The 18,591-nt window shown below is 63.2% G+C and carries 16 protein-coding genes and 1 tRNA gene; 6 read left to right on the top strand and 11 right to left on the bottom strand.

The window, feature by feature from the left end; all coding sequences use genetic code 11:
- Positions 1 to 8: 8 nt before the first annotated feature.
- The 7 genes from dnaJ to hrcA all read right to left on the bottom strand — a co-directional run bounded on the left by dnaJ (position 9) and on the right by hrcA (position 6,778).
- Entirely contained in the window at positions 9 to 1,139 is a 1,131-nt protein-coding gene (dnaJ, locus tag KYT87_RS05410) for a molecular chaperone DnaJ (protein WP_046803410.1), read from the bottom strand.
- Between the two features lie 108 nt (positions 1,140 to 1,247).
- A complete protein-coding gene (gene dnaK / locus KYT87_RS05405) occupies positions 1,248 to 3,173 on the bottom strand; it encodes a molecular chaperone DnaK (RefSeq protein ID WP_046803411.1) in 1,926 nt (641 codons plus the stop codon).
- Between the two features lie 79 nt (positions 3,174 to 3,252).
- Positions 3,253 to 3,657, bottom strand: a complete 405-nt coding sequence (locus KYT87_RS05400) for a thioredoxin family protein (RefSeq protein ID WP_120154091.1) — start codon at positions 3,655 to 3,657, stop codon at positions 3,253 to 3,255.
- Positions 3,658 to 3,674: 17 nt separating this feature from the next.
- Entirely contained in the window at positions 3,675 to 4,232 is a 558-nt protein-coding gene (gene grpE / locus KYT87_RS05395; RefSeq protein ID WP_046803413.1) for a nucleotide exchange factor GrpE, read from the bottom strand.
- A 145-nt stretch (positions 4,233 to 4,377) separates the two neighbouring features.
- Positions 4,378 to 4,614 carry a hypothetical protein gene (locus KYT87_RS05390; protein WP_046803414.1) on the bottom strand — a complete coding sequence of 79 codons (237 nt, stop codon included), beginning with the start codon at positions 4,612 to 4,614 and terminating at the stop codon, positions 4,378 to 4,380.
- On the bottom strand, positions 4,604 to 5,728 hold the full coding sequence (gene hemH, locus KYT87_RS05385; protein ID WP_219991796.1) for a ferrochelatase: 1,125 nt from the start codon (positions 5,726 to 5,728) through the stop codon (positions 4,604 to 4,606). The genes KYT87_RS05390 and hemH overlap by 11 nt, the downstream gene beginning before the upstream one ends.
- Before the next feature lie 45 nt (positions 5,729 to 5,773).
- Entirely contained in the window at positions 5,774 to 6,778 is a 1,005-nt protein-coding gene (gene hrcA, locus KYT87_RS05380) for a heat-inducible transcriptional repressor HrcA (protein ID WP_046803416.1), read from the bottom strand.
- 139 nt (positions 6,779 to 6,917) lie between these two features.
- On the opposite strand from hrcA, the gene KYT87_RS05375 reads away from it, so the two are divergent.
- Together KYT87_RS05375 and recN are read left to right on the top strand one after the other, a co-directional pair.
- Positions 6,918 to 7,817, top strand: coding sequence for an NAD kinase (locus KYT87_RS05375; RefSeq protein ID WP_046803417.1), 900 nt, complete (start codon positions 6,918 to 6,920; stop codon positions 7,815 to 7,817).
- Between the two features lie 13 nt (positions 7,818 to 7,830).
- Positions 7,831 to 9,492, top strand: coding sequence for a DNA repair protein RecN (gene recN, locus KYT87_RS05370; RefSeq protein ID WP_219991795.1), 1,662 nt, complete (start codon positions 7,831 to 7,833; stop codon positions 9,490 to 9,492).
- A gap of 234 nt (positions 9,493 to 9,726) precedes the next feature.
- Here the strand turns inward: recN and fur are convergent, their stop codons facing one another.
- Positions 9,727 to 10,146, bottom strand: a complete 420-nt coding sequence (gene fur, locus KYT87_RS05365; RefSeq protein WP_046803419.1) for a ferric iron uptake transcriptional regulator — start codon at positions 10,144 to 10,146, stop codon at positions 9,727 to 9,729.
- Positions 10,147 to 10,302: 156 nt separating this feature from the next.
- Here fur and KYT87_RS05360 point away from each other — a divergent pair, with 156 nt between their 5' ends.
- Both KYT87_RS05360 and dapB read left to right on the top strand, forming a co-directional pair.
- Positions 10,303 to 10,839, top strand: coding sequence for an outer membrane protein assembly factor BamE (locus KYT87_RS05360; protein ID WP_046803420.1), 537 nt, complete (start codon positions 10,303 to 10,305; stop codon positions 10,837 to 10,839).
- 18 nt (positions 10,840 to 10,857) lie between these two features.
- Positions 10,858 to 11,649, top strand: coding sequence for a 4-hydroxy-tetrahydrodipicolinate reductase (gene dapB / locus KYT87_RS05355; protein WP_219991794.1), 792 nt, complete (start codon positions 10,858 to 10,860; stop codon positions 11,647 to 11,649).
- A gap of 145 nt (positions 11,650 to 11,794) precedes the next feature.
- On the opposite strand, the gene murB is transcribed toward dapB, so the two are convergent.
- Positions 11,795 to 12,841 (bottom strand): UDP-N-acetylmuramate dehydrogenase, encoded by a 1,047-nt coding sequence (murB, locus tag KYT87_RS05350; RefSeq protein WP_219991793.1) that lies wholly within the window; start codon positions 12,839 to 12,841, stop codon positions 11,795 to 11,797.
- Between the two features lie 239 nt (positions 12,842 to 13,080).
- Here murB and KYT87_RS05345 point away from each other — a divergent pair.
- Both KYT87_RS05345 and KYT87_RS05340 read left to right on the top strand, forming a co-directional pair.
- Positions 13,081 to 13,156, top strand: a tRNA-Gly gene (locus KYT87_RS05345).
- 242 nt (positions 13,157 to 13,398) lie between these two features.
- Positions 13,399 to 14,109, top strand: a complete 711-nt coding sequence (locus KYT87_RS05340; protein WP_219991792.1) for a hypothetical protein — start codon at positions 13,399 to 13,401, stop codon at positions 14,107 to 14,109.
- A gap of 98 nt (positions 14,110 to 14,207) precedes the next feature.
- Here KYT87_RS05340 and KYT87_RS05335 read toward each other — a convergent pair whose 3' ends face one another.
- Entirely contained in the window at positions 14,208 to 16,832 is a 2,625-nt protein-coding gene (locus KYT87_RS05335; RefSeq protein WP_219991791.1) for a S8 family serine peptidase, read from the bottom strand.
- Between the two features lie 133 nt (positions 16,833 to 16,965).
- Entirely contained in the window at positions 16,966 to 18,399 is a 1,434-nt protein-coding gene (locus KYT87_RS05330; RefSeq protein ID WP_219991790.1) for a lytic polysaccharide monooxygenase, read from the bottom strand.
- Between the last annotated feature and the right edge of the window lie 192 nt (positions 18,400 to 18,591).

Here is an 18,591-nt window from a genome sequence, read left to right as displayed (position 1 = left end):
CAACCCGATCAGCTGAAGAATTCCTTCACCCGATCCGTCCAGGACTTGCTTTGCGGCGAGTGGCGATCGCCCCCGTCGTTCAGCGACGTCTCGAACTGGCGCAGGATGCTCTTCTGGTCTTCGCTCAGGCGCACCGGCGTTTCCACCACCACGTGGCAGTACAGATCACCCGGATAGCTGCCGCGCACGCCGCGGATACCCTTGCCGCGCAAGCGGAAAGTCTTGCCCGACTGCGTGCCCTCGGGAATCGAGATCTCGGCCTTGCCACCCAGCGTGGGCACCTGCAATTCGCCGCCCAGTGCCGCCGTGGTGAACGGAATGGTCAGCTCGCAGTGCAGGTCGTCGCCATCGCGCTGGAAGATCTTGTGCTGCTTGATGTGGATTTCCACATACAGGTCGCCCGGAGGACCGCCGTTGATGCCCGGTTCGCCATTGCCGCTGGAGCGGATGCGCATGCCGTCATCAATGCCGGCCGGAATCTTCACCTGCAAGGTCTTGTTGCGGCGGATGCGGCCCACGCCATCGCACGACGGGCACGGGTCGGTGATTTCCTTGCCGTTGCCGTGGCAGGTCGGGCAGGTTTGCTGCACGCTGAAAAAGCCCTGCTGCATACGCACGGCGCCCGAGCCACCGCAGGTGCGGCAGGTCTTGGGCGACGTGCCGACCTTGGCGCCGGAGCCGTGGCAGGTGTCGCAGTTTTCCCAGCTGGGCACGCGGATCTCGGTGTCGAAACCGGCGGCAGCCTGTTCCAACGTGATTTCCAGCGCGTATTTCAGGTCGGCGCCACGATACACTTGCGGGCCGCCGCGACGGCCGCCGCCGCCCGCGCCGCCAAAGATCTCGCCAAAGATGTCGCCGAAAGCGTCGGCAAAGCCGCCGCCCATCCCTGCCCCGCCCATGCCGGCGGAATTGGGATCCACGCCCGCATGGCCGTAGCGGTCATAGGCGGCACGCTTTTGTTCATCGCCCAGGACCTCGTAGGCTTCCTTGGCTTCCTTGAACTTCTCTTCGGCTTCTTTGCTGTCCGGATTGCGGTCCGGATGGTATTTCATGGCCAGCTTTCGATAGGCCTTCTTGAGTTCGTCGTCCGAGGCGTTTTTTGCTACGCCCAGAACTTCGTAATAGTCGCGTTTTGCCATGATCCGTGGGCTCGAATAGAGCCGTCTTTTCAGTGCTACAGAATGAGTACGCCCGGTAGGCGGATTTCTCCGGCTACCGGGCGGCAGAGGCTGGTCAGCGCCCGGCCATTATTGGTCGCGCTTGACTTCCTTGAAGTCGGCGTCGACGACGTTGTCGTCCACCGGCTTCGCGTTATCGGCCGCTTGCTGCTGGCCGGCGGCTTGTTGCGCCTGCATGTCGGCGTACATCTTTTCGCCCAGCTTCTGCGACGCGGTCGACAAGGCTTCCACCTTGGCGTCGATCGCGGCCTTGTCGCCTTCCTTCAGCGTGTCTTCCAGGTCCTTGATGGCGGCCTCGATGCTTTCCTTTTCGGAAGCTTCGAGCTTGTCGCCGTACTCGGTCAACGACTTGCGGGTGGCGTGCACCAGCGCATCGGCCTGGTTGCGCGACTGAGCCAGTTCGGCAACGCGGTGATCTTCCTCGGCGTTGGCCTCGGCATCCTTGACCATGCGTTGGATCTCGTCTTCCGACAGACCCGAGTTGGCCTTGATGGTGATCTTGTTTTCCTTGCCGGTACCCTTGTCTTTCGCGGACACATGCAGGATGCCGTTGGCGTCGATGTCGAACGTGACTTCGATTTGCGGCATGCCGCGCGGCGACGGCGGGATCCCTTCAAGGTTGAACTCGCCCAGCGCCTTGTTGCCCGCGGCGATTTCGCGTTCGCCCTGGAACACCTTGATCGTCACGGCCGGCTGGTTGTCGTCAGCGGTCGAGAAGGTTTGCGAGAACCGGGTCGGGATCGTCGTGTTCTTCTGGATCATCTTCGTCATCACGCCGCCCAGGGTTTCGATACCCAGCGACAGAGGCGTCACGTCCAGCAGCAGCACGTCCTTGCGGTCGCCCGACAGCACGGAACCTTGGATGGCGGCGCCAGCGGCGACGGCTTCGTCAGGGTTCACGTCCTTGCGCGGATCCTTGCCGAAGAATTCCTTCACCTTTTCCTGAACCTTGGGCATGCGGGTCATGCCGCCGACCAGGATCACGTCGTCGATGTCGGAAACCTTCACGCCAGCGTCCTTGATGGCGACGCGGCAGGGCTCGATCGTGCGTTCGATCAGTTCTTCAACCAGCGCTTCCAGCTTGGCGCGCGTGATCTTCAGGTTCAAGTGCTTGGGACCCGAGGCATCCGCCGTGATGTACGGCAGGTTGATTTCGGTCTGCTGGGCCGAGGACAGCTCGATCTTGGCCTTTTCAGCAGCTTCCTTCAGGCGTTGCAGCGCCAGCACGTCCTTGGACAGATCAACGCCTTGTTCTTTCTTGAACTCGGAGATGATGTAGTCGATGATGCGCTGGTCGAAGTCTTCGCCGCCCAGGAAGGTGTCGCCGTTGGTCGACAGCACTTCAAACTGCTTTTCGCCGTCAACGTCAGCGATTTCGATGATGGACACGTCGAACGTGCCGCCACCCAAGTCATAGACGGCGATCTTGCGGTCGCCCTTTTCGGTCTTGTCCAGGCCGAACGCCAACGCGGCCGCGGTGGGCTCGTTGATGATGCGCTTGACTTCCAGACCGGCGATGCGGCCGGCGTCCTTGGTGGCCTGGCGCTGGCTGTCGTTGAAGTAGGCGGGCACGGTGATCACGGCCTCGGTCACTTCTTCGCCCAGGTAGTCCTCGGCGGTCTTCTTCATCTTGCGCAGCACGTCGGCCGACACTTGGGGAGGCGCCATCTTCTTGCCGCGCACTTCGACCCAGGCATCGCCGTTATCGGCGCGTGCGATGGTGTAGGGCATCAGGTCGATGTCCTTTTGCACGGCCTTTTCTTCGAACTTGCGGCCAATCAGGCGCTTGACTGCGTACAGGGTATTGCGGGGATTGGTCACGGCCTGACGCTTGGCGGGAGCGCCAACCAGGGTCTCGCCGTCGTCCATGTAGGCGACGATCGAGGGGGTGGTACGGGCGCCTTCCGCGTTTTCAATGATTTTGACCTGCCCGCCGTCCATCACAGCCACGCAGCTGTTGGTCGTGCCCAGGTCAATGCCAATAATCTTGCTCATGGTGGGTTACCTTGAATTGATCTATGAAAATAGAGAGAAACTTCTTGTCCCCACATAACTGGGGTTAGTCGCAGGGTTTTCAAGACGCCTTGCCGGAATTTTCCGCATTCGGGTCCTGCAACCGCGAAATTGCCGCCGTGAACTGGGGCAATCCGGGCCAACCGGTGATACGACCCAGCCGTTTGCCAGCCCGGTACAGCACGAAAGTGGGGACACCATGCAGGGAAAAGCGCCGGCCCAGGGGTTCGTCGGCGTAAACGTCGGCCTCGAACCAGGTCAGGCCCAGCTTCAGCAACGTTTCCTGGTGCAGCAGCGCCGCCTGCTTGAAAAGATTGCAGTTATAGCAATCCTGTCCCCATAAAAACACACAGCGCAGATCCGTTCCCGGCGCCTGGACCACGGTGGCATCAAAGCCCTCGGTGTCGACATGACGCATGCCGAACACCTGGAAGACTTGAGCCGGATCGAAACGGGGATCGGTCATGACACGCTGCCGGCGTTTCAGCCTTGGCCGGCCGATACGACTACCAGCGCCGGACGCAGCGTGCGGTCGGCAATGGCGTAGCCCTTTTGCAGCAGCTGCACCACCGTGTTGGCGGGTTGCTCGTGGGGGATCGACGAAATCGCCTGATGCAGGTGCGGGTCGAATTTGTCGCCCTGGGCCGGCGCGATGTCCTTGAGCATGTTGCGCTCGAACGCGGCCGACAACTGCTTCAGGGTGACTTCGACCCCTTCGCGCAGCGTCTGGACGGTCTGGTCGGGCTGGGCCAGGGCGGCTTCAAGGCTGTCCTTGACCGGCACAAGGCTTTCGGCAAACGATTCGATGCCGAACTTGCGCGCCTTGGACACTTCTTCCTGCGCGCGGCGGCGCACATTTTCAGCTTCGGCGTGCACACGCAGAAGCTGATCGTGCTGCTCATTGACGGTAGCTTGGGCGGCGTCCAGCTGGGCGCGCAACTCGTTCAGCTCGGCCTCTGCCGCGCCCTGGTCGGCGGGTGCCGCGTCGGCGTTCTGGCCGGCTTCGGGCGTCTTATCTACAGGCTCGTGGGGTGCCGTCATGGGGAATCCTCCAAAAAGAATGGCTTTCGCAGACATGAATGGGGGCCAATACCCCTATTTCAAGCCCGGGAAAGGGAAATATTCCCTGACGGCGCCCGCCCGAGGCAGCAAGCCCGCCCGGGCTTGGCCCGGCGGGGCCGGCTGCTTACTTCTTGTGGGGCTGCGCCGGGGCGACCGGGTCGCTGGCGGGGAAGCTCTCTTCGAGCCCGCGATCCACCTTGTCGTCATCGTCGTCCGGTTCAGGGCGGATGGCGATGGGATCGCTGGCGGGAAAGGTCTCGGCTAGCGCTTCGTCCAGATCGTGTTCGACCTGATCCTCGTCCACCGGGGTGGCAACGGTCCCCTTTTTTACGCTCTTGCCGCTCTTGGGATCATGGTGCATGCGCCTTCTCCTTCAAGTCCGTGTTGGCCTGGATCTTCAACGGCCAGCCCTGCAAGTTGCGTTCCACCAAAGTGGCCAAGCCGGCGATCCACGCGGGATCGTCGTTCAGCGCAGGGATGTAACGAAACTGCTTGCCGCCCGCCTCAATAAAGGCGTCCCGGCATTCCAGGCTGATCTCTTCCAGGGTTTCCAGACAGTCTGCCACAAATCCCGGGCACACCACATCCACCTCGGTAACACCCGAAGCGGCTAACGCTTTCAGGGTCGGTTCGGTATAGGGCTCAAGCCAGCGGGCAGTACCAAAGCGGCTTTGGAAGGTGACTTCGATCTGTTCGCGCGGCAGCGACAGCCGCTGGGACAACAGGCGGGCCGACTCCATGCAGTCGCGGTAGTAGGGGTCGCCCAATTCGATGGAATATCGCGGCAAGCCGTGAAAGCTCATGACCAGCTTCTGCGGCTTGCCGTGCTCGCGCCAGAACGACTCGATGCGGGCGGCCAGCGGGTCCAGCCAGGCGGGGTCCTCGTGAAAGCGCTTGGTAAAGCGCAGTTCGGGCTGATCCCGCAGGCGCCCGGCATGGCGGGTAACCGCGTCCACGACCGTGGCTGTGGTGCTGGCCGCGTATTGCGGGTAAAGCGGCACGGTCAGGATGCGTTCGCAACCGGCCGCGCGCAAACGGGTGATGGCGTCGGGGATGGACGGGTTGCCGTAGCGCATGCCCAGTTCCACCACGGCGTCGATGCCCGCCGCCTCCAGCGCGGCGCGTACGCCGTCCGCCTGACGCTGGCTATAGACCATCAGGGGCGACCCTTCTTTCAGCCAGACGCCCGCATAGCGCGGCGCCAGCTTCTTGGGTCGCAGCGTCAGCACCAGCCCGTACAGGATGGGTTTCCATAAATAACGTGGAATTTCAATGACGCGGGGGTCGGACAGGAATTCGCCCAGGTATTTGCGGATGCCCTGTTTGTCCGGCGTATCCGGCGTACCCAGGTTGACCAGCAGCACCCCGACTTTGCCGGGCGCGCGGGCCGGCGGGTCTTCGTTGAAGGGGTCGTCCTGCTCGGCTTCCGGCAGGTAGCGTTCAGGCCACAGGTACTTGAACAGGCGAAGAAACACAAAAACTCCCCTTCCTCCGCGAGGAGGATGTAGCTTTGAATGGGACTACTGGTTGTGGCTGAGCGCGTTGGACAGCAGGCGCGCCGTGATGTCCACGATGGGAATCACGCGTTCGTAAGCCATGCGGGTCGGGCCGATGACGCCCAACGTGCCCACGACCTTGCCGTCCACGCCATAGGGCGCGGTAATGACCGAGACCTCTTCCATGGGCACCAATTGGGAATCGCCGCCGATGTAGATCTGCACGCCCTGCGCGCGGCTGGACACGTCCAGCAGTTGCAGCAGGTCGGTCTTTTTCTCGAACAGCGAGAACATCTTGCGCAGCCGATCCATGTCGGACGCGATATCGGTAACGTCCAGCAGCTTGCGCTCGCCCGAGATGACCATGGTGTCGCCGTCTTCCGCGGCCTCGGCGCTGGCCTCGACCGCCGCCTGCATCAGCCGCGAAATGTCTTCGCGCAGCTGGGCTAGTTCGGTCGATAGCGTCTGGCGCACGGCGTTGAACGACTTGCCCGCGAAATGCATGTTGAAGAAATTGCCGGCTTCCAGCAATTCCGCCTCGGCGTAATCGCGCTGGACAAAGAGAATGCGGTTCTGGACATCGCCATCCGGCGTGACGATGATAAGCAGCACGCGCTTGTCCGACAGCCGGATGAATTCGATCTGCCGGAACACCTGGGCGCGCTTGGGGGTCAGCACCACGCCCGCGAATTGCGTCAGGTTGGACAGCAACGCGGCGGCGGCATTGACGGCGCGGGTAGGTTCGGCCGCCGACAGCATTTCGCCCATGTTGTGCGGTTGCAGCTGATAAGACTGCACGGCCAGCAGGGAATCGACGAACATGCGATAGCCCCGCGGCGTAGGCACGCGGCCGGCGGAGGTGTGCGGGCTATGGATCAGCCCCAGCTCTTCCAGGTCCGCCATGACATTGCGGATGGTAGCCGGGGACAAGTCAAAGACTTTCGATAGCGTCCGCGAGCCGACGGGCTGCCCATCGGCGATGTAGCGTTCTATCAACGCTTTCAGTAGTGCGCGTGCGCGGTCATCCATAGCGGGCATTTTAAGGAATCTTTTAGGATAAAGGCGATTTTTGTCCCGCAAGCAGATATGCGGCCCCATATAATCGGCTAATCGGCCCATTCCGGGCAGGTTTTGGCTTCGGCTTCGCCCTTTTGATACGCCCGCATCCATGCACTTTCCTACCGTCGCCCTGATCGGCAGATACCAGGACACCGGCCTGGACACCCCGCTAAGAGCCCTTGCGCACGCGCTGACGCAAGCGGGCCGGCATGTGCTGATCGATGCCGACACCGCGCGCAACACCGGCCTGACCGAATACCCAATAGCTACCCTCGAAGAGATCGGCCAGAACGCATCGCTGGCCGTCGTGATGGGCGGCGACGGCACGGTGTTGGGCGCCGGCCGGCATCTGGCGCCATTTGGTGTCCCCCTGGTGGGCATCAACCACGGGCGCCTGGGCTTCATCACCGACATCCCGCTGCAAGACGCGCACGGTGCATTGGCGCGCGTGCTTGAAGGCAGCTTCCAGATTGAAGAACGCATGCTGCTGGAAGGCAGCGTGTGGCGTGGCGACCAGAAAATGTATTCCGCGTCGGCGCTCAACGACGTCGTGCTGAACCGCGCCGGGCGCGGCGGCATGATCGAAGTGCGTGTCGAACTGGACGGCGCCTTCATGTACACACAGCGCGCCGATGGTCTGATCATCGCCACCCCTACCGGCTCGACCGCGTATGCGCTGTCCGCCAACGGCCCCATCCTGCACCCCGGCATGAACGCCATGGTGCTGGTGCCCGTGGCGCCGCAAACGCTGTCGAATCGCCCCATCGTCATCCCGGACACCGGTGTGCTGAACATGACGCTGACCGCGATGGGCCGCGTGGAAGTGGGCGCCAGCGTGCATTTCGACATGCAGACCTGGTCCGACCTGCAACCGGGCGACCGCATCGTCGTGCAGCGCGCGCCGTACACCATTCGCTTCGTGCACCCCGAGGGCTACAGCTTCTTTTCCACCTTGCGCCGCAAGCTGCATTGGAACCTGATGCCCCAGGCCACCGACAACGTAGAGTAGTAAGCGCCCCGACATGCTGCGCACCCTGCATATCCGCGACTTCGTCATCGTCGAACAGACCGAAATCCATTTCGGCCCCGGCTTCACCGTGTTCTCCGGCGAGACCGGGGCGGGCAAATCCATCCTGGTGGACGCGCTGGCGCTTGCGCTGGGCGAACGCGGCGACGCCAGCATGCTGCGCGAAGGCGCACCGCGCGCCGACATCACTGCCGTGTTCGATACGCCGAAGTCATTGCACAGCTGGCTGAACGAACGCGAGATCGACGTCGATGACGAACTGTCGCTGCGCCGGGTCATCGACGCGCAGGGCCGCAGCCGCGCATACATCAACGGCACGCCCGCCACCGTGGGGCAGCTGCGCGAATTGGGCGACAGCCTGGTCGACATCCACGGCCAACACGCCCATCAAAGCCTGATGCGCCCCGACGCGCAGCGCGATCTGCTGGACGCGCACGGCGGCCATGGCGATCTGCGCCAGGCCGTGGGTCAGGCGTGGAAGCAATGGCGCGCGCTGGCGCGACAACTTGAAGCCGCCGAAAAAGACGCCGCCAGCCTGGCCAACGAACGCGACCGACTGCAATGGCAGGTGGACGAACTGGATCAGCTGGCACTGGGCCCCGACGAATGGGAATCCTTGCAGTCCGAGCACACGCGCTTGTCGCATTCGCAGTCGCTGCTGGACGGCGCCTCGCAAATCCTGGAAGCGCTGGACGGCGAAGGCGATTCCGCGCACCACCGCGTCACAGCCGCCAATCACCGCATTCAGCAAATGCTGCGGCATGACCCCGGCCTGCAAGGCGTGTACGACGAACTGGAGTCCGCCCGCATCGCGATCAGCGAAGCCGTGTCCGACCTGAACAACTACGTCAGCCGCGTCGATCTGGACCCCAAGCGCTTGGCCGACCTCGAAGCACGCCTGGGCCTGGTGTTCGAGACCGCGCGCAAATTCCGCGTCGAGCCCGACGCCCTGTGCGAATTGCGCGATTCCCTGCATGCCGAGCTGGCCGCCTTGCAAGCGGCGGGCGATATCGATGCGCTGCGGGCTCAGTCAGTTGCGGCGCAGTCGCAATACGACACGGCGGCGGCCAAGCTGACGAGCGCCCGCCGCAAGATTGCCAAGGACCTGGGCAAGCAAGTCACCCAGGCCATGCAGACGCTGGCCATGCAGGGCGGCAAGTTCGAACCCACCTTGACCGCCGCCGCGCCGTCCGCGCACGGCAACGAGCAGGTTGAATTCCTGGTGGCCGGCCACGCCGGCACCACCCCGCGCCCCCTGGCCAAAGTGGCTTCGGGCGGCGAGTTGTCGCGGATTTCGCTGGCGCTGTCCGTCATTGCCAGCCGCGCGGCGCGCGTGCCGACGTTGATCTTCGACGAAGTCGACAGCGGCGTAGGCGGCGCGGTGGCCGAAGCCGTGGGCAAGCTGCTGCGCGAGCTGGGCGAACGCCATCAAGTGCTGTGCGTGACCCACTTGCCCCAGGTAGCCGCCTGCGCGAACAACCAATTCCTGGTCAGCAAGACGGAATCTCGCGGCACCACGCGCTCCAGCATCGAAGAACTGGACGCGGCGGCGCGTGTTGAGGAAATCGCCCGGATGCTGGGCGGCATCAAGCTGACCGCCACCACGCGCGAGCACGCCCGCGAAATGCTGGAAGGTTTCGGCCAGCCCGCGGCCTGAGCCGGTTGGGCGCAAGCCGGGGGCAAGTCCAGCCCGGGTTCCAAGGCAAATTCGCGCGAACGCCGTACAAAATGCGGCCCGAAGCCGCGAGAAAGCCAGGCAAAAACCAGGCAAAGCCAGGCAAAAGCCCCGCCCCCTCGCAGACAAAAAAAAGCCCCTTCATCAAGAAGGGGCTTTTGATCTCACTGGCCCGCAACGAGCGCGGCCACGGACCGTGGGGCGGACGCTAGCGGTTTAGCGCCCTTTCACGCAGCTGCTGCACACGCCGTACAACACCATCGCGTGGCTTTCCAGCGCGAAACCGTTGTCCTTGGCGATCTTCTGCTGGCGCTTTTCGATCTCCGGGTCTGAAAACTCGACCACGGTGCCGCAATTCGTGCAGATCAGGTGATCGTGGTGATCGCCGTCGTTCAGTTCGAACACAGCCTTGCCGCTATCGAACTGGCTGCGGGCCAGGATGCCGGCCTGCTCGAACTGGGTCAGCACACGGTAGACGGTTGCCAGGCCGATTTCGACGTTTTCGCCGATCAGCGCGCGGTAGACGTCTTCGGCGCTAAGGTGGCGTTGGTCGGATTTTCGGAAAATATCAAGAATTTTCAGGCGCGGAAACGTCGCCTTCAAACCCATGTTCTTCAGTTCGCTTTGGTCGCTCATGGTGTAATCGCTCTCCGTCCGCGTAGGCATGGGCAGGATCAAGGGTGCACCGCGAGTCGGCTCACCTGATTTCATGCCGCCTCGCGGAACTATCCTTATGAAACCTTTATGATAACGGTTTTGTCTGCTTCCAAATAATAGGGGCGCGTAGTGTCCATGATTGCACGAATTCCCTCCCGCTCGCTGAAGACCGGATTGGCCGTCGCCGCCCTGGCCATTGCCCTTGCCGGCTGCTCGGGGGACAAGTGGGGCTTCCCTTACAAGGCCGGTGTCCAGCAAGGCAACTGGATCACCCAGGAGCAAGTCGCGCTGCTCCAGCCGGGCATGAGCCGCGAGCAAGTCCGCTTTGCGCTGGGCAGCCCTACCCTGACCAGCGTGCTGCACGCCAACCGTTGGGACTACCCCTACTATTACAAGCCCGGCTATGGCGAAGCCCGTGAACGCAAGTTCACCGTCTGGTTCGAAAACGACCGCCTGACCCGCTGGGAAGGCGACAAGCAGCCTGATTTGCAACCCTATCAGCTGAACACGCCCAGCAGCACCGCCGACGAAAAGGCGGACAAGCGCCTGGACCAGGACGAAGCCCGCATCCAAGAAGAGGAAGACCTGAAAAAGCGCGATGCCGCCGCCCCGGTCAGCCCGCTGAATCAGTACCCCGGCCAACCGGGCAACGCGCCCGAGCCGCTTCGGTAACCCCCAAGGATTTTCTTCATGCGTATTGCAATTGCCGGCGCCAGCGGCCGTATGGGCCAGATGCTGATCGACGCCATTCTCAAGTCCACCGACCTGCAATTGGCAGTGGCGTTGGACCGCAATGGGTCGACGTCGCTGGGCCAGGACGCGGGCGCCCCGCTGGGCCAACAGACCGGCGTGCTGATCACCGATGATCTTGACGCGCTGGCCAACGCCGATTGCCTGATCGATTTCACGCGGCCGGAAGGCACGCTTGCCCACTTGCAGGCCTGCGTGAAGCACGGCACGCACGCCGTCGTCGGCACCACCGGGTTCGACGACAACGGCCGCGCCGCCATCGAAGTGGCCGCGCAGAAAATCGGCATCGTGTTCGCGCCCAACATGAGCGTGGGTGTGAATGCCACGCTCAAGCTGCTGGACATGGCCGCCCGCATCCTCAATTCCGGATACGACGTTGAAGTGTTCGAAGCGCACCATCGCAACAAGGTCGATGCGCCTTCGGGCACCGCGTTGAAAATGGGCGAGACCATTGCGTCCGCCTGGGACGTGGCGCTGCCGGACGTGGCCACCTGGAGCCGCCATGGCGACACCGGCGTGCGCAAGCCCGGTACCATCGGCTTTTCCGTGCTGCGCGGGGGCGACATCGTGGGCGACCACACCGTGTCGTTCTGCGGCATTGGCGAGCGCATCGAAATCACGCACCGTTCCAGCAGCCGCGCCACCTACGCAGAAGGCGCCCTGCGCGCGGCACGCTTCCTGCAAGACAAGCACAACGGCCTGTACGACATGCAATCCGTGCTGGGCTTCTGAGCCAGACGGCGGCGGTGCACGCCGCGCCGCCGGATCGCCGGGCGCCGGAGCGCCGGGCGCCGGATCGCCGGCCGCCGGAGCGCTCGCCACAAAACCAAAAAGGATCCCTCGGGATCCTTTTTTATCGCACCGTTCGCACCGCGCCCTACACCACCACAGGTTCTGGTTCCAGCATGACACCGTAGCGCGCCTGCACCGACGCTTGAATCGCGCCGGCCAACGCCATGATGTCGGCAGCGTTGGCGCCGCCGCGATTGACCAGCACCAGCGCCTGCCTGTCATGCACCCCCGCCGCGCCCAGGACCTGCCCCTTCCAGCCGCACTGGTCGATCAGCCAGCCGGCTGCCAGCTTGTAGCGGCCGTCCGGTTGCGCGTACGACACCAACCCGGGAAAGCGTTCGGCCAGATCGTCCCGCACGTCGGCGGTCACGATGGGGTTCTTGAAAAAGCTGCCGGCGTTGCCGGTCACGGCGGGGTCCGGCAGCTTGGCGCGGCGAATGTCGCAAACCGCGTCGAAAATGTCGCGCGCGCTTGGCACGCCATGGGCCAGCCGTTCGTGGCGTTGCAGGTCCGGGTAGCCCAGCACGGGGCGCCAGGGGCGCGGCAAGGCGAACCGCACGCTGACGATGATCCAGCGGCCGGGCGCGTCGTGTTTGAAGGTGCTATCCCGGTACGAAAAGCGGCAATCGGACGGGCCCATTTCAACAAGCCTTGCCGCCGTCACATCCCAGGCGGTCAGGCTATGGAAGCGCTGTTCGAACTCGACGCCGTAAGCGCCGATGTTCTGCACCGGCGCGGCCCCGACCGTACCGGGAATCAACGCCAGGTTTTCCAGGCCATCCCAACCCTGATCGACGCAATGTTCGACAAAGCCATGCCAGCTTTCCCCACCCGCCGCTTCCACCAGGCGGACGTCGGGCGCGTCTTGCAACAGCTGCACGCCCCCGAAAGCCACCTTGGCCACCAGACCGGAAACGCGCTCGGGCAGGACAACATTGCTGCCGCCGCCCAGCACCAGAAGGCTGTCCGCGCGGCGTGCCAAGTCGGACAAGGCCGGCAATTGCGCGGCATCATCCAGTGTGACGAAGGCTTCAGCTTGCGACGCCAGACCCAGCGTATTGAGCCGGCTTAGATCGTGGGCGGCGGGAGTCAGCGCGGCTGGCGCCGTGTTGATAGCAGGGGCAGTTGACATGGGTGCTACGGGCTATGCTATAGTTTCGGTCTTCGCTCATATTACTTGATTGAGTGTTTTGGTTTGAGTACCCCGCTTTTCAACAGCCGCTCTTTATAGAGAACACGGCGAAAACGCGAAAAATCTCAGTCCAATGACAAGCTCGAAAAAATCATGTAAGATGCGCGCCTTCTGATCGATAACCAAGTTGATCAGAGTGCATAAGAAAACGGTTCTGAGCAGTTCATGACGGAACCCATGCGGGAGTAGCTCAGTTGGTAGAGCGCAACCTTGCCAAGGTTGAGGTCGCGAGTTCGAGACTCGTCTCCCGCTCCAAATTCAGATGTGCAGCGGTCAAGCAACCCCGTGTTCTTGATCTCTGCAGTCACCTAAGAAGGGCCCGACACTTGTTGTCCGGCCCTTTTTTCATTTCCGCCGCCTTTGGCTGCCGCCGCCAAAACCAGACCTCCGCAATTACCAGACTCCTCTGATTGCTTCTTGCGGATCCGGATGCTTTGCTCTTGGGTTGCATCGCGGACGCCGCGTCGCCGCGTTCGCCGCGCTCCGGAGGCTTGGCCATGACATTGACCCGCGCGGTGTTGCTGCACCGCTTGAAAACCGCCTGCTACACCATCAGCTCCATCGTGCTGATCAGCTGGGTAACCGATGCGCTCAATGAAGGGCTGATGTTCAAGCCTTTGCTGCGCTACTTCTACCCCACCACCGTTGAAAAGTATCAGCATCCGTTCACGGACCACCCCAGCCTGTTGATCTGGCTGGTTCCGTTGCTGGCGGGTTTATCCTTGACGATCGCCTCATCGGCGATGGCGGTGCACCACCTGAAGCGGCGGCCTCGGTATCGGCTAAGCGCCGCACCCGCCCCACCCTCACAATTGATCGGGCTGGCATCGGGCGGCCGCGCGCTGTCTTCTTTCTGCGCCGCTCGCGGTTCCTTCCAGCCACGCACATTCCATGCCCTGTATCGGCACGCCGACGAGCTGGCCGCGCTTGAAGCGCCATGCGCCGCCGCCGGGGTGCACCTGCAAGGCCATCCGTTGCCAGACGTGCAAGACATGCAGCAGCATCACGCCCACCTGCACCATCTACTGGCCGGCATCCGCCGCGCAGCCGGCCCCGACGCGGCCATCGGCTTTGACCTGAGCGGGCTGCCGGCCGAGCTGGCCAGCGTCGCCACGCTGGCGGGTCCGCAGCACGACATCATGCTGTGCCAGGTCGACAAGCAGGGGCAAGCACGCACCTATCGCGTGGTGGCGGACATGCAGGCCTGAAGCCCATGAGAGCCGCTCCGCCAAAAAAAAGCCCCCACCGGAAAACCGGCGGGGGCAGCGCATCACGCAACCATCGCGCGACGCTTATCGCTTAATGCTTAACGCTGCATCCACGCATCGCGCCAATGCGAACCCGTGCCGGGCGCATAGTGCGACGGCGACTGGCTGCACCAGCCGCTGTACGGGAAGATCTTGCATTCAAACGTCTTGCCCACGTTCATGACCTTGTCACCCGCCTTATAGATGGTGCCTGCCTTGTACTGCGGGTGCCCACCCACGGCTGCCTGCGCCTGCACCGTCACGGTGTGGCTGGCCTGGACTTCGCCGCGCGAGTTGCTCACCGTCAACGTAAAGCGGTAAGGCGTGTCCTTCGTGCTGGTCGGCGCGACAAAGCTGATGTCCGCCTGGTCCAACGCTCCGGCGGAAATACCCGCGGGCACGGTCCAGCGGTAGCGCAGGTCCGTTCCGGTGGATGCCTTGCCCGACAAGACGACGCGCTCGCCACCCTTGACCGTGGCGGGGCCGCTCAACTTGGCTTGCGGCGCAATGACTTCAGGCACCACGACCTTGGCCTTGGCTTTCACCACGTGAGTGGCGGTTGCGGTACGACCGCGCTCGTCCGTCACGGCCAGCTTGAACGTCAGGTTGCGATCCTGCGCCAGCGGGGGACCATAGAACGTAACGGTTGCGCCGTTGGCCTGTAGCCCGATCTCGTCCAGGCTCGTCCACACGTACTTCAGGCCTTGGCCCGTGGAACCGCTGGCCGACAAGGTGGCCGGCTGCAACGCCGCGACTTCAGCGGGACCGCTGATGCGAGCAACGGGCAGCGGAATCGGCGTGGGCTCCAGGTCGCAGGACTCGGGCATCTTCCACGGCTTGCCGTACTGCGCCGAGTTCTTGTCCGGCGCGGCGTCCACGTTCCAGTAGTTCTGGTGGTAGACCTTGCCGTTGTACGACACCGCTTCGTTCGGCACGTTGTACACCTTGCGGGCATCCCACGCGGGCGCGTTGGTGCACACGCCCGCCGCCTTCGCCTTGACCAGCACACCATGGTGCGTGGACGCGCTGCGCCCTTGCGAGTCGGTCACTTTCAGCGTGATGCGGTAGGCGACGTCCTTTGCGTTTTCCGGTGCAACAAAGCTGCCGTTGACGCCCTGCTCAACGAACGTCAGCGCGGGCTGGCTGCTCCACGCATAGTTCAAACCCTTGCCAGTCGAATCCGCGGCCGACAACACCACCTTGTCGCCCGCATTCGCTTGTGCCGAGCCGACGACATGCGCTTGAGGCGCCTGCCCGCCGACGCTGTCGCCGCCCAGCAGTTCCGCCGCACGCACCAGATCGGGTTGCACACCGATCGGACGAGCCGGATTGACGATGGGCACGGGGTTGCCGCTGTCCACCAGGATCTGCCGCATGACCTTGGGCGGGATATTGCCCAGGCCGCGCTCGCGCGCCAGGCTTTGCAGCCACGCCACGCTACCCGCAATGATGGGGTTGGCGGACGACGTGCCGCTGTACGCCGTGGTGTACAGGTTGTGCTGACCTTCCTTCCAGTCGGTGGTCGTGACGCGCCCACCCCAAGAGAACATATCGACGCGGCTGCCCGTTTCCGAGAACCACGCGACCTGGCCCTGCACCGGGTCGGCCGCGCCGACGTAGATGGCGCCCGAATCGCGCTTGGTACGGTCATAGCGTCCACGGAACCACGGGTCGTCCAGGTTGGCCGCGCCGTTGGCCGCCGCCAGCACCACGTGCACGCCCTTTTCCTTGGTCAGATACGAAATGGCGTCATAGACCACATCCACGTGTTCCACGGGCAACCAGCATGCCGTGGTCGGGCCGCAGCCGTTGCTGAACTTGTAGTGCACGCCGATCTGCACCACGTCGCCGGCCTGCAGCACGTTGCGCAGATCGACCATGCCGCTGGGGCTGTACTTGGTATAGCCGGCCTGCGCTTGCGGCACGATGCCCGTCACGCCATAGCCGTTGTCCTGCCCGAACATGATGCCGGCCGACATCGTGTCGTGCGAATCGGGCTTTTCCACATACTGCCCGTGATGCAGGAAAGGCTTGGGCAGATCAACGTGGTCGAAATCCCAATGGTTGATCTCGTTCGAAATCAGACGCACATTCGCGCCATAGTGCCCGGTCAGGCGCTGCGCCTCGAAGGCGTTGACGCCGCCCAACGGCCAATAGCCGGGCTTGGGCGACTGCATATAGTTCTGGCACGTCGGCGCCATTGCGCCGTCGCACTTGGTGTAGTCCGGCGTGCCGGGCGCCGCGCGCGTGATCGCCATGGCGGGATCGGCTTGCAGGCCGTCACCAATCGACATCGGCACGGGCTCGATCTGCGCGCTTTCCACCAACGGGTTTTCAAGCAGCTGCTTGACCAGCAATTCCGCGTCGCGGCCGCGCATCATCTCGGCCGAAATCTTGTAGTAGCGCGTAAGGTTATGGCGTTCCAGTGCCGCGATATCCTCGTAGTTGCGCATCATCGGCGACATCGGGATCAGCGGCTCCATGCCGGGCGTCAGGCGCGTCAGCGCATCCATGGCGCCGGCCACTTCGGGCGTGGGCGCCGTGCGCTGGGCCGGGTTGGGAGCTTCGGCCTTCAGCCGAACGTAAATAGGCCGGGGTTCGTCGGCTGACGCCGCATGCCCCGGAGCGGAAAACGCCGTGCCTAGTGCCAGCACGAGCATCGAAAACGGTATTTTGTTTTTCATGGCTATTCAGTGATTCGCCTTGACGGCGAATCCAACAACGCAAAAAGAAAGCCCACCTCCCATCGCTGAGAGGGGGCTGGCGTCCAACGCGGGCCAAGGCGTGTTGACCTCGGCCCGCCTTGACAACGACGGCTTACTTCACCAGATCCCAGGCCTGGGTCCAGTAGCCGCCTTTACCGGGCTCGTAATGGAACGGCGACTGGCCGCACCAGTTCGTGTAGGGCCACGGCTTGCACTCGTAGACCTTGCCCAGGTTCGTCACGCGCTCAAGCGCCTTGTAGGCAGTGCCGGCCTTGTAGGCGGGCGGCGTATCGCCGGTGCCACCATTGCCACCGTTACCGCCGGTGCCGCCATTACCACCATTACCGCCTTCGTCAACGATGACTTCCGGCTTGCCCTTGACCGTCACAACGTGGGTCGCATCCGATGCGCCCTTGTCGTTACGCGTGGTCAGCGTGAACGAGTACTGCTGGTCCTTCGTTTGCGTCGGCGCCACGAAGCTCAGCGCGGGCTGGTCCTTCACCGCGACGGTGATGCCGGCCGGCACGGTCCACGAGAACTTCAGGTCGGTACCGGTCGATGCCGAGCCCGACAGCTGCACCTTCTGACCCGCTTGCACATTCACCGGGCCGGTGATGCTGGACAGCGGCGGGATCACCACGGGGTCCGGCTTGATCTCGGCCGCTTCCTTGGTCACCACAAAGTGGTACTTGCTGCCGTCCATCGAATAGACGTGCGACTTGTCCACACCTACGATCGGCGTCACGGTCTTGCCGTCAGCGCCCAACTGGCCGATGCGCACGCGCTTGGACGTGCCGTTAACGGCATTGCCCAGCACCTGCGTCCAACGCTCGCCCTGCACGGCGTTCTCGTCCAGCGGCACGCGCAGCTGTTCCAGGTATTCGCCGTTGCGCTTGGGGTCAGCCAAACGCCACACCAGCGAATCGCCCACCTTGGTTTCACCGATGGAGTACAGCGCGCCGATATCCGACGGCTTGATGACGTTGGACACGCCCTCGATGTTCACGTCGCCGCAAGCGCGATAGGACTCGCCCGAGGTCACGCCGTCGCCCACGTGGTTGGTGTTCCAGACGCTCATGATCAGATGGCGGCCGGTCTTGCCGGCGGGCAGCGTGCAGCTGTATTCCTGCTCACGACCTTCGCCCGCCGCGGCCGGCGTGAAGTCGCGCTGTTCGCAGAACTTTTCAAAGTCGGAGAATTGCAGCGGCTTGGTCGAGTCATACGGCATCTTCGTGATGAAGAATTGCAGCGACTTGGTGCGGTGGGCCACGGTGTGGTTCCACTTCAGCGTGACGTTGCCATTGGCGTCCGGCTTGAGCGTGGTGATGGGCCATTGGGCCAGCGCGTTCAGGCCGCGATGGGACGGCTTGGTGCCACCGTCGCACAGGCGGTCGCCCGGCGTGGTGGCAACGGTTTTTTCGCCGCCCGGCTTCTGCCAGACTTCACGCCAGTCGTACACGCTGCCGCCCTGCGCCTTGAATGCGGTGCAACCTTCGCTTTGGCTGCCCGCGTGGCAATGCAGAATGCGCGCCTTCGGATGCGACATGGTGCCGTGCGCCAGGACCGAGCCGGATACGGCCGCCAGGACTAGTCCACCCAGAATCGTTATTTTAAATTTTGCCATTGGTTTAATTACTTCAGAGAGAGGTTTGAATAATCACCTTCCTTGCAACACCACACGCAGGGCAAGGTGAATTCATTCTCGGCCGGAAGCTCATTAACAATCAAAGTTAATAAA

The sequence above is a fragment of the Achromobacter sp. ES-001 genome, assembly GCF_019448355.1.
In the GTDB taxonomy this organism is placed as follows: Bacteria; Pseudomonadota; Gammaproteobacteria; order Burkholderiales; family Burkholderiaceae_B; genus Achromobacter; species Achromobacter spanius_B.
Note: the sequence above shows the minus strand (reverse complement) of the source record. Positions and strands in the feature narration are given on the sequence as shown.